This is a genomic window from Kribbella sp. NPDC051718, from assembly GCF_040681515.1.
In the GTDB taxonomy this organism is placed as follows: domain Bacteria; phylum Actinomycetota; class Actinomycetes; order Propionibacteriales; family Kribbellaceae; genus Kribbella.
This window is the reverse complement of the sequence record NZ_JBFAYZ010000012.1, coordinates 1-11,181: the sequence shown is the minus strand read 5'-3', so window position 1 is coordinate 11,181 and position 11,181 is coordinate 1. Positions and strand designations below refer to the sequence as shown.

General features: G+C 67.7%; 11 protein-coding genes. 8 read left to right on the top strand and 3 right to left on the bottom strand.

Annotation, left to right across the window (positions count from 1 at the left end; all coding sequences use genetic code 11):
• Positions 1 to 114 precede the first annotated feature (114 nt).
• The 4 genes from AB0M15_RS34745 to AB0M15_RS34730 all read left to right on the top strand — a co-directional run bounded on the left by AB0M15_RS34745 (position 115) and on the right by AB0M15_RS34730 (position 3,680).
• Entirely contained in the window at positions 115 to 837 is a 723-nt protein-coding gene (locus AB0M15_RS34745) for an SDR family oxidoreductase (RefSeq protein WP_363828303.1), read from the top strand.
• 67 nt (positions 838 to 904) lie between these two features.
• Entirely contained in the window at positions 905 to 1,630 is a 726-nt protein-coding gene (locus AB0M15_RS34740) for a FadR/GntR family transcriptional regulator (protein WP_363828300.1), read from the top strand.
• On the top strand, positions 1,627 to 2,772 hold the full coding sequence (gene dgoD / locus AB0M15_RS34735) for a galactonate dehydratase (protein ID WP_363828297.1): 1,146 nt from the start codon (positions 1,627 to 1,629) through the stop codon (positions 2,770 to 2,772). The genes AB0M15_RS34740 and dgoD overlap by 4 nt, the downstream gene beginning before the upstream one ends.
• The gene (locus AB0M15_RS34730; protein WP_363828295.1) at positions 2,766 to 3,680 is read left to right on the top strand and encodes a hypothetical protein; all 915 of its coding nucleotides are present in this window, start codon (positions 2,766 to 2,768) and stop codon (positions 3,678 to 3,680) included. Before dgoD ends, AB0M15_RS34730 begins: the two co-directional genes overlap by 7 nt.
• 8 nt (positions 3,681 to 3,688) lie before the next feature.
• Here the strand turns inward: AB0M15_RS34730 and AB0M15_RS34725 are convergent, their stop codons facing one another.
• Positions 3,689 to 5,500 carry a sialidase family protein gene (locus tag AB0M15_RS34725; protein ID WP_363828293.1) on the bottom strand — a complete coding sequence of 604 codons (1,812 nt, stop codon included), beginning with the start codon at positions 5,498 to 5,500 and terminating at the stop codon, positions 3,689 to 3,691.
• Between the two features lie 174 nt (positions 5,501 to 5,674).
• Here AB0M15_RS34725 and AB0M15_RS34720 point away from each other — a divergent pair, with 174 nt between their 5' ends.
• Positions 5,675 to 6,298: a bifunctional 4-hydroxy-2-oxoglutarate aldolase/2-dehydro-3-deoxy-phosphogluconate aldolase gene (locus AB0M15_RS34720; RefSeq protein WP_363828290.1), complete on the top strand. Its 624-nt coding sequence runs from the start codon at positions 5,675 to 5,677 to the stop codon at positions 6,296 to 6,298.
• 161 nt (positions 6,299 to 6,459) lie between these two features.
• Positions 6,460 to 7,392 (top strand): sugar kinase, encoded by a 933-nt coding sequence (locus tag AB0M15_RS34715; RefSeq protein WP_363828287.1) that lies wholly within the window; start codon positions 6,460 to 6,462, stop codon positions 7,390 to 7,392.
• A 16-nt stretch (positions 7,393 to 7,408) separates the two neighbouring features.
• On the opposite strand, the gene AB0M15_RS34710 is transcribed toward AB0M15_RS34715, so the two are convergent.
• Complete coding sequence (locus tag AB0M15_RS34710; RefSeq protein WP_363828284.1) at positions 7,409 to 8,287, bottom strand: helix-turn-helix transcriptional regulator; 879 nt, start codon at positions 8,285 to 8,287, stop codon at positions 7,409 to 7,411.
• 157 nt (positions 8,288 to 8,444) lie between these two features.
• On the opposite strand from AB0M15_RS34710, the gene AB0M15_RS34705 reads away from it, so the two are divergent.
• On the top strand, positions 8,445 to 9,464 hold the full coding sequence (locus AB0M15_RS34705; protein ID WP_363828278.1) for a zinc-dependent alcohol dehydrogenase family protein: 1,020 nt from the start codon (positions 8,445 to 8,447) through the stop codon (positions 9,462 to 9,464).
• Here AB0M15_RS34705 and AB0M15_RS34700 read toward each other — a convergent pair.
• The gene (locus AB0M15_RS34700; protein ID WP_363828275.1) at positions 9,454 to 9,621 is read right to left on the bottom strand and encodes a hypothetical protein; all 168 of its coding nucleotides are present in this window, start codon (positions 9,619 to 9,621) and stop codon (positions 9,454 to 9,456) included. The two genes, AB0M15_RS34705 and AB0M15_RS34700, sit on opposite strands and share 11 nt — an antisense overlap.
• 114 nt (positions 9,622 to 9,735) lie before the next feature.
• Between AB0M15_RS34700 and AB0M15_RS34695 the strand changes: the two genes are divergently transcribed.
• A complete protein-coding gene (locus AB0M15_RS34695) occupies positions 9,736 to 10,974 on the top strand; it encodes a multidrug effflux MFS transporter (RefSeq protein WP_363828272.1) in 1,239 nt (412 codons plus the stop codon).
• The last annotated feature ends 207 nt before the right edge of the window (positions 10,975 to 11,181 follow it).

Genomic DNA, 11,181 nt, shown 5'->3' with positions numbered 1-11,181 from the left:
CGGTCCCTGAGGCATGTCAATATTAATTCGTAAATTACGATGAAATCGCTTGACGTGGTTACCTGCTCACGGTCAACTAGTGCTCGTTCATCGTTGGAGACCTGGAGGCTTCTGGTGCGGCTGGCTGAGCGGGTGATCGTGGTGACCGGTGCCGCGACGGGTATCGGTGCTGCTTGCGTGCAGCGGCTGCTCTTCGAGGGCGCCTCGGTCGTCCAGGTGGACCTGCACCCCTGCAAGGAGATTCCGGGCAGCGCGATCTCCGTCGTCGGCGACGTCTCCTCCCCCGACACGTGGACTGAGGTCAGTTCCCGCGGTCGCGACGAGCTCGGCCCGATCGACGGATTCGTCAGCAACGCGTTCACCGTCGAGGTCCGCCCGGCCCATGAACTGTCGCCGGCCTCCTGGCAACGCCAGCTCGACGTCAACCTGACCGCGGCCTTCCTCGGCTTCCAGAGCCTGTACTCCGAACTGGCCGCGCGCGGCGGATCCGTAGTACTGGTCTCGTCCGTGCACGCATTGGCCGGCATCCCCGGACATCCCGCGTACGCCGCCACGAAGGGTGCTCTGGTTGCGCTCGGCCGGCAGCTCGCGGTCGAGTACGGCGGATCGATCCGGGTGAACACCGTGCTTCCGGGCCCGGTGGACACCGCCGCGTGGGACCGTGTCAGCGCCGAGGGCAAAGCGCAGAGCGCGCGAGCCACGGCGGTCGGGCGACTCGGTCGGCCGGACGAGGTCGCTCAGGCGATCGCCTTCCTGCTGTCGGACGAGGCGTCGTTCGTGACGGCCGCCAGTCTGGTGGTCGACGGCGGCTGGTCCGCGGTCAAGGATTCCGAATGACGAAGAACGTGGTTTGCAGGACAACGTGCCCGACGGCGAGGGGTTGCACAGTGAGAGGACGGGCAGCGTGACGGGGATTCAGCGCGGGATATCGCGGGGACTGCACGGGCAGATCGTGGAGGTGATGGCGCAGCGCATCCTGTCGGGGCAGATCCCGGAGGGGTCGACGATCAACGTGCCCGATCTGCAGGCCGACCTCGGGGTCAGCCTGACCGCGGTCCGCGAGGCGCTCAAGGTGCTGACCGCGAAGGGGCTGGTCGACGCACGGCAGAAGCGCGGCACGTTCGTCCGCCCGCGTTCGGACTGGAACCTGCTCGACGCGGACATGATCCGCTGGCATTTCGATGACGACGACGTCCGGCCGGAGCTGCTCGAGGAGCTGCACGAAGTACGGGGAATCGTCGAGCCGGCGGCTGCCCGGCTGGCGGCGGTACGGGCCTCTGACGCGCAGATCGATCTGCTGGACAAGGCCCTGGCGGCGATGTCGTCGGCGACCAACGACCTCGACGCCGCCGAGGCGGATGTCGCGTTCCACAAGGCTCTGCTCGCTGCCACCGGCAACGAGTTGCTGACCAAGATGGAGGTTGTCATCGAGACCGGGCTGGCTGGTCGCGATCGGCTGGTGCACAAGGTCAAGTCGTCCGACGATCCCGTACCGAGCCACGCGCGCGTGGTGGACGCAGTACGGGCGCACGACCCCGAGGGCGCCGAGCTGGCGATGCGCGAGTTGCTGGCGAAGGCTGCTGAGGACCTGTCCGCAGTACGGAAGACGACCGGCCGGGGTGGCAAGTGAAGATCGAACGGATCGAGACCTTCCTCGTCGCGCCGCGCTGGCTGTTCTGCCGGATCGAGACCAGCGACGGAATCGTCGGGTGGGGTGAGCCGGTGGTCGAGGGGCGCGCCGAGGTGGTGCGTACTGCGATCGAGGTGCTGTCGGAGTACCTGATCGGCCAGGATCCGTTGCAGATCGAGCGGCATTGGCAGATCTTGGCCAAGGGCGGGTTCTATCGCGGCGGACCGGTGCTGAGCAGTGCGCTGGCCGGGATCGATCACGCTTTGTGGGACATCGCTGGGAAGGTCTATGGCGCGCCGGTTGCGTCGCTGCTTGGTGGGCGGGTGCGGGACCGGGCTCGGGTTTATGCGTGGGTCGGCGGGGATGAGCCGGCAGAGATCGCGGATCAGGTCGCGGCGCAGGTCGAGGCCGGGATGACCGCGGTGAAGATGAACGCCAGCGGGCGGATCCAGCCTTCGCCGTCGCTGGCTGAGGTGCGGTCGATTGTCGCGCGGCTCGAGGCGGCTCGGTCGGTGCTGGGTGATACGCGGGATGTGGCGATCGATCTGCATGGGCGGGTCGGGGTTGCTGCTGCGCGGCGGATCTTGCACGCGGTTGAGCCGTTGCATCCGTTGTTCGTCGAGGAGCCGGTGCTCCCTGAGCATCTGCATCACCTCACCTCGGTAGTCGAGGCATCCACCGTGCCGATCGCACTCGGTGAACGCCTCTACCACCGCTCCGAATTCAGTCCGGTCCTCGAGGCCGGCGTCGCCGTGGTTCAACCCGACGTGTCGCACGCCGGTGGAATCTCGGAGCTGCGACGAATCGCAGTACTGGCCGAAACGCACGGTGCCTTGCTCGCGCCGCACTGCCCCTTGGGTCCGATCTCATTGGCTGCCTCGTTGCAGGTCTCCTTCGCCACGCCGAACTTCCTCATCCAGGAGCAGAGCCGCGGCATCCACTACAACGTGGACAACGACCTGACCTCGTACGTCACCGACCCAACCCCCTTCACCTGGGTAGACGGTCACGCCCAGTGGAATCCCCTGCCTGGCTTGGGAATCACGGTCGACGAGGACGCCGTCCGCGCCGCAGACAAAAGGGGCCACGCCTGGCGCAACCCAATCTGGACCCAAGAGGACGGATCCTTCGCGGAATGGTGACGGATCTTCCCACCAACGAAGTCGTCGTCAACCTGGACGACGGCGGCCGCTGGACGTCCCTGGTCCTCGGCGACCGCGAGTGGCTCTGGTCCGGCCCCGGCCTGATCTCCGGCCCTCGCTCAGACCAGACGACCTACATCGACGTCGGCGGCCTCGACGAATGCTTCCCCACCGTCCGCGGCCTCCCCGACCACGGCGCCCTCTGGAACCAACCCTGGGGCTCCCTCGACGAAGACGAAGACTGGGACGCCGTCCAACACGCCGAAGCAGTCCTCCTCCGCCGCTTCAACGGCGGCGAACCCCCTGCAGAGATGGACGAAACAGGCGCCATCTGGGTCGACTACCGCCTGATCGCCCCTCCCGGCTACCGCTTCATCTGGGCAGCCCACGCCCTCCTCGACTGCGCCATCGGCGCAAAGCTCGACATCCCGACCGGCACAGAGTGCCGCCTCTACCTCGACACCCCGCCAGCAGCGAGCGCCAGCGAGCCCGCCGCCTCGAGCGACGAGCAGACCGGCACACCCCCCGCCCTTCCGTCAGCGACGGATGAGGCCCGGCCCTGGGTTGCTGGCCGGTGGCCGGCGCCGGTGGGCGCTGACCTCAGCGTCTACGGGCCGACCGACGGCAGCGCCATCGGCGCGGTGCTCCTTGACTGCCCGTCGGCCTCGGTCATCGACGGCGACCACGCGTTGACCTTCTCGCTCAGTTGCCCGGGGCAACCGGTTTCGACGGCGGTGTGGCGCAATCTGGGCGGGTATCCGGCGGAGGCGCCGTACCGGAGTCTGGGTGTGGAGCCGATGCTGGGCAGGGTTTTCGGGTTGGACGAGGCCGGGCCGGGTGACGCGGCCGTCGTACCGGAGGCGGGTGAGCTGACCTGGCGGCTCGTGGTGTCCGCCAGGTCAGTCTGATGTCTCGCCTACCCGAGCGGCAGATCGAGTACCACGTTCGGGACCGTCGTGACGTTGCTGGTCCGAATGCTGCTCAACTCGGCCGCAGTGAGCGCCCGCTTGTAGATGCGAACCTCGTCGAGCGACCCGTCGAAATGATGAGCCCCGTCGATCCGCTGGCCGACGTACATCTTGAACGGCCGCCCCGGACTGACCGACCCAGCCGGCGCAGCGACGCTGGCAACCTGCACCCCGTCGACCCAGATCGACAGCGTCAGCCCCTTCCGCTGCAGCGCAACGTGATGCCAGGCGTTGTCGTTGTACGCCTTCGTCGTCGCGACCACCGCGGTATTGCCGCCGGTGGTGATCAGACCCCGGATCCGGGCATCAGCAGGCTCCGCGCGCAACCAGAACTGCGAGAACTCGTTGATGTTGTACCCCCAGAAGATCGCCTGAGGAGTCGTACGAGCCCCGTACTTTATCCAACTCATAGCCGTAAAATCTCCGGCCCCGACAGCCAGCGACTCGGCGAACGGCAACTGGATCGCATCGTCCGTCCCGTCGAGATCCCGCGCCTGCCCGAACTTGCCGGCGACAACGGTCGTACCGCCCCTCAAGATGCCGTTGTTGCCCAGCCCGGAGACATCAGGCGTCGTCGGACCAGCAGGGCCATCCGGCAGCCCGATGTCCGTCTCGGTGAACCGCGCGAACCGGACCTGATCCCGCGCATCCACCGTGCCGCCCTCGTACAGCAACCCGATCTCACCGGTATCGAGCACGGTCATGTCGGAGTACCCGGACCAATCGCTGGTGATCCTGGTGCCATCGGCAACGGATTCCCACGTCTTACCTTCATCGAAGCTCGACCGAATCGTCATGTACCGACGACGCTCCGGATCAGCCGGCGAAGCGAACAAGATCCGGTTGTACTTCGCCCCCTGATCGGTCGCCCGCAACCGCAGCAACGACCCCTGGACAGTCGGCGTGGTCAGACCCGGGATGCTCGCGTACGGCGCAACGTAGGTCTCACCGCCATCGTTGCTCACGGCAAACGCCCGACTGTTGCCGGCGCTGCCGTTGTTGTTCCGGGCGCCCGCGTAGATGCCACCGTCGACCTTCTCGACAACACTGATCTCCTGCGGCAGGAGGCCGGCGTCGCTGCGGAGGTCGGTCGCGCCCTTCTGCCACGTGTCGCCACCATCGTCGCTGTAGACGAGTTGCCCGCCGACCGTGTTGTCATTGGGATCGTTCGGGTCGCCGGGGTCGTCGAAGTTCGTACCAGCCACCAAGCGGCCCTTGTGGGCGCCTCGCGTCAACTGGATGCCGTGCACCGGGCCGGTCGCGTACCAACCCCAGCCCGGGTCGTCGATCTGCGAGGCGATGTTCTTGGCCTTGGAGAACGTCTTGCCGTCGTCGTCGGAGTACTGGACGTACGGAGTACGGGGCTTGCTCGAAGTACCCGGGTCCATCGTCGTGAGCAGGACGATCCGGCCGGTGTCCTGGTCGACGATCGGGGTCGGATTGCCTCGGGTGGCGACGGCGTTGGGGTCCGAATCGGTGCCGGACAGGACGATCTCCTGAGGGGACCACGTGCGGCCGTCGTCTTCGGACCGGCGGACGACGAGGTCGATCTCCTGCGAGTCGGCACACCAGGTACGGCGGGCTTCGGCGAAGGCGAGCAACGTGCCGAGCTTGGTGCGCACGATGGCGGGGATTCGGTAACAGCCGTAGCCGGCGCCGCCCTTGTCGAACAGGACGGTCTGGGTCACAGCGGCCTCGGCGGGCTGAGCCTGCTGGGGCACGGCAACAAGGCCGGCGGCCAGCAGGGCGAGAGGGATCATCAAGAGGCGGAATTTTGGCATGGGTACGTGGACCTGCCTTCCGGTGAACGGAAAGTAAACAACGGAGCGGGTTGTTCGATCGGTAATTTATCCACAAAACCGCCGCCTGGGAACCGCTGACATCCCACGTCCTATGTCTGAATCGATCCAATCCCCGTCAAAGAGGTGTTCTCAGTGGATTTGCTAGCCGAACTCACCCAGCGCAAGGTGCTCGCGATCATCCGGGCCGACGGCCCCGACCGCGCCCTCGAGTGCATCCGCACCCTGGTCACCGCCGGAATCACCATCCTCGAGGTCTCCCTCACCACCCCCGGCGGCGCCGAGGCGATCGCCAAGGCGCGCTCCGAGTTCGACCCCTCGGTCCTCATCGGCGCCGGCACCGTCATCACCCCCGCCCAAGCAGACGAGGTCGCCACCGCCGGAGCCAACTTCATCGTCACCCCAGCCATCACCCAAGGCGCCCACCGAAGCGTCGACCTCGGCCTCCCCCTACTCTGCGGCGCCCTAACCCCCACCGAGATCATCACCGCCCTGGACCTAGGCGCCCTAGCCGTCAAGGTCTTCCCCGCCAAACTCCACGGCCCCGGTTACTTCCGCGAACTCCGCGCCCCCCTCCCCAACGCCCCCCTCATCGCCGTAGGCGGAGTAGACGCCACCACCACCCCCCAGTACCTATCCGCCGGCGCCCTGGCGGTCGGCCTCGGCTCCCCCCTTCTAGGCGACGCAGGCACCGGCGGCTCCCAAACCGACCTGGCCAACCGAGCTGCCGCCTTCCTAGATGCGGTTGCCAATGCATAAGCCCCGAACCCCCAGCCCACCAATGCCCGGCACACCGACACCCGGCCCCGCTCACCACCACCGCGACAAGTGCCGATTGATGGGCTGGCGGTCCGCACCAACCTCAACCACCGGACTAGCCGAGGCGCGAGCCCTGGCCGGCCCTCATCCAGGAGTCATCAATGCCTGACGTACTGACCATCGGCGAGGCAATGGTCTCCTTGCGCTCCTCCAGGGCGCTCCGCCTAGGCGGCGACGTACACCTCTCAGTCGCCGGCTCCGAGAGCAACGTCGCAATCGGCCTGGCAAGACTCGGCCACAAGGTCGCCTGGCTAGGTGCCGTAGGCAACGACGAGCCCGGCCACCTGATCCAACGCACCCTCCGCGCCGAAAACGTCGACACCCGCTACCTACGCTTCACCGACGACTCCTTCACCGGCTTCATCGCCTTCGACCAGCCGGCCCACGACATCACCCGAGTCAGCTACCACCGCCGCGGCTCAGCCGGCTCCACCCTCACCCCAGCCGAGTGCGTAACCGCCCTCACCGCCTCCACCCCCCGCATCCTCCACGTCACCGGCATCACCCCGGCCCTATCGACCACGGCCCGCGAGGCAACCCTGGCCGCAGTACAAACTGCTTCAAAAGCCGGAATCCAAGTCTCCCTAGACGTGAACTACCGAGCCCGCCTCTGGCCACGCCCCGAAGCCGCCACCGCCCTACGAGCCCTACTCCCCTATGTCACAACGATCTTCGCCTCAGACGACGAACTGGACATCCTCACCGACGCCCCCAACCCAACCGCCGCCCTACTCTCCACCGCCACCGAGGTAGTAGTCACCGCCGGCAGCAAAGGCGCCTGGACCCACACCGCATCCGGCACCACCCACCACCCAGCCCTCCCCGTGACCGTCGTCGACTCCATCGGCGCCGGCGACGCCTTCGTCTCCGGCTACCTCTCCGCCACCCTCGACAACCTCCCCACCGAAGCCCGCCTAACCCGAGCCACCACCTCCGGCGCCTTCTGCGTAGGCGCCCACGGCGACTGGGAATCCCTCCCCACCCGCCAAGACCTGACCCTCCTGACCCACACCCATGGCACAGCCCTCCGCTAACCCGCCCGAGATTCCTCTAGCCGTTCGCTGTCGGGGTATCTGCTGGTGCTGTTGCCCATGAGGCGAGCAGTTGGAGTCGTTCTGCGGATGGCGAGCCGGGCTCGGCGGTGTAGACCAGGAGCACCAGTCCGGGCTCGGCGGTGACCGCGAGTTCTTCGTAGGCGAGCGTGAGTTCGCCGACGACGGGGTGGTTGAACCGCTTGGTGCCGGATCCATGGGTGCGGACGTTGTGGTCGGCCCAGAGGCGGCGGAAGATCTCGCTGCGGGTGGACAGCTCGCCGACGAGGTCCTGGAGGCCGCGGTCGTGCGGGTCACGGCCGGCTTCGGCGCGCATGATGCCGACGCACATCTGGGCGAACAGGTCCCAGTCGGGGTAGAAGTCGCGTGAGGCGGGATCGAGGAACTGGAACCGGGCTAGGTTCGGCGTGCGTCCGCTGTCGCCGATCACCGGCGAGTAGAAGGCGCGGCCCAGGGCGTTTGTGGCGAGCAGGTTCTGGTGGGGGTCGCGGACGAACGCGACGCCGGCCTTGATCGCGTCCAGCGCCCATTGCAGGCTGAGCCGCGACGCTGCCTTGCCCGCTGTCCGGCGGCGTGGGCGGCCTGAGGTCGGGATGCCATCGGCAACCCGGGCGAGGTCGAACAAGTGAGCTCGTTCGGTCTCGTCCAGTTGCAGCGCTCGCGCGAGAGCGTCGAGCACTCCGGTCGAGGCACCGGCGATCTGGCCTCGCTCCAGCCGGGCGTAGTACTCGACGCTGAGTCCGGCGATCGTTGCGACCTCGCTGCGCCGCAGACCGGGGACGCGGCGGGCACCGGTGGTCGGCAGGCCGGCCTGCTCCGGCGTGATCCGGGCCCGGCGGGTGGTGAGGAACTCGCGTACCTCGGAACGATTGTCCACGACTCCGACGGTAACCCGCCGCCAGCGGCGAAATGGGCCTGAGGGGTGCCCTGTCAGTACACCTATCGACAGTGACTTCTCCCTCGGCAGGCCGACGGGTTCCCTTGAAAGGTGCCCCCCATTCCGAGGGGCTCTCGATCAGGAGGAGAAGCACGCGATGCGCCAGGTAGTGATGCACGGCCCGGGGAACGTTCAGGTCGAGGACCGCGAAGACCCGAAGATCCTCGTACCGACCGACACGATCATCCGCTTGTCGGCGACCTGCATCTGCGGGAGCGACTTGTGGCCCTACCGCGGCGCCGAGCCCGTCGACCACCAGGTGATGGGTCATGAGTACGTCGGCGTCGTGGAGGAGATCGGCGAGGAGGTGTACACCGTCAAGGTCGGCGACTTCGTCGTCGGCTCCTTCTGGGCCTCCGACAACACCTGTGAGATCTGCCAGGCCGGCTATCAGGCCTACTGCGTGCACCGCGTCCTGATGGGGACCATCGGCACCCAGTCCGAGCGGGCCCGGATCCCGCTGGCCGACGGCACTCTCGTCGCCACCCCGGGAATGCCCGATGCCGACCTGATCCCGTCGCTGATGGCGGCCTCCGACGTGCTCGGCACAGGCTGGTTCGCGGCTGTCGCTGCCGAGGCCGGTCCGGGTAAGACGGTTGCGGTCGTCGGTGACGGCGCCGTCGGGTTGCTGGGAATCCTGGCCGCGCGACAGCTCGGCGCGCAGCGGATCATCGCCTTCAGCCGGCACACCGACCGGCAGGCGCTGGCCAAGGAGTTCGGTGCCACCGACATCGTCGAAGAGCGGGGCGATGACGGCGTTGCCCGGGTGAAGGAGCTCACCGGCGGGCTCGGAGCCCACTCGGTGATCGAGGCGGTCGGCACGCAGGAGGCGATGATGCAGGCCATCCACTCCACCCGGCCGGGCGGCCATGTCGGATTCGTCGGCGTCTCCCATGACGTCGCGATCCCCGGTGGCGACCTGTTCATGGCCGGCGTCCACCTCCACGGCGGCCCCGCCCCGGTCCGGCAGTACCTGCCCGACCTGATCCAGCTCATCTGGGACCGCAAGATCAACCCTGGCAAGGTCTTCGACCTGACCCTGCCCCTGGACCGGGCCGCCGAGGGTTACCAGGCCATGGACCAGCGGACCGCTACCAAGGTCCTGCTCACTGTCTGATCCAGCCGAACCATGCCTGCCACGAGAGGGATCGATGAGGGGTTTTTCGCTCCACCGCCGTCGCGGTGCTGCCTTCGGCCGTCGTGTTGACGGTGGCTGCCTGCGGCACCGGGGCAACCAGCGGCGACGCCGGTCGGCCCATGACACCGACCAGCATCGAAGGGGACGGTATGAGAGTTCAAGTCACGATCGGTGAGCAGCAGTTCCAGGCCACCCTCGACGACAGCGCCGTCTGCGACAGACCCCGTTGCCCCCGGACATCACCCGGCCGATGCAGTCCTTGCTGACACCACGCCGCCAGGCTCAACTGACCGTTGGGCTGGTCGCGACCGTGGTGTTCTTGACCGCGATCGCACCGCTGGCCACCGACATGTACGTCCCGGCGTTCCCGCAGGTCGCCGGTGACCTGTCCAGTACCCCGACGCAAGTCCAGTTGACCTTGACGACGTTCTTCGTCGGCATGGCGCTCGGCCAGTTGATCGGCGGACCGGTTTCGGATCAACGCGGCCGTCGGATCCCGCTGCTCGCGGCACTGCTGGCCATGACCGCGGCCTCGATCGTCTGCGCGCTCGCGCCGACCATCGCGGTGATGACGGTGGCCCGGTTCGTCCAGGGATTCGCCGGCGGTTGGGCGATGGTGATCGGCCGGGCGATCATCGTCGACCTGGCCACCGGCGTCCGGTTGGTCCGGGTACTGAATCTCATTGCCGCGGTGGGCGGCATCGCTCCTGTCGTCGGTCCGCTGCTCGGCGGCCTCATCCTGCAACTGTCGCACTGGCGGGTCTCGTTCTGGCTCGTCGCGGTGCTCGGTCTTGCGATGACGTCGGCAGCCCTGGTCGCCGTTCCCGAATCGCTCCCGCCCGAGCGCCGTCAGGCCGGCGGGCTGCGCAACTTTCTCGCGGCGGGGCGCATCGTCGGGGCCAACCGGGAGTACGTCGGCTACCTGGTGGTCGCCGGGGCCGCGATGGGCGCTCTGTTCGCCTACGTCGCCACGTCCGCGTTCGTCCTGCAGTCGATGAACGGGCTCTCACCGATCGCCTACTCCGTCGACTTCGCGGCCAACGCGGCCGGGATGACCGTTGCCGCCCTGATCGCGGCCCGGCTCGCTGGGCGGGTCTCCACTCGCAAGCTCATCCTGGGCGGCCAGATCGCTGCTCTGGCCGCAGGTCTTGCCATGCTGGCCGGCGCTCTGTGGCTCGGCACACCACTGCTTCTCGCGCTCGTGTGCTTCTTCGTCCTGATGACCGCCCAGGGCCTGATGATCCCCAACGGCGGCGCGCTCGCCTCGGCCGCCGTACCCGAACATCCCGGCACCGGATCCGCTGTGCAGGGCTTCGTCCAATGGGTCGCCGCCGGAACCATCGCACCGCTAGCCGGACTCGGCGGCGAACACACCGCCGTACCCATGGCCACCCTCATCACCGCCGGCGCCGCCGTCTCCATGATCGGACTCCTGGTCCTCGCCAAACCCACGAAGACGGCCAGCAGCCGGGCCCGGACAGGGCCGTAGCCCACGATGTGAAGAACGATCGGGGCCGCAACCGATGGCGGTCCGCCGAGCCTGGCCCCTGGGGGCTTCAAGCCGGCGGACCCTCGTCGTCGGTCGTCATGCCTGTTCGCGGCGCTGTTCGTTGATCCGCAGGGCTTCGGCGAGTTGGTCTTCCAGGATGATGATCCGGCACGCGGCCTCGAGGGCGGTGCCTTGGTCGACGAGTTC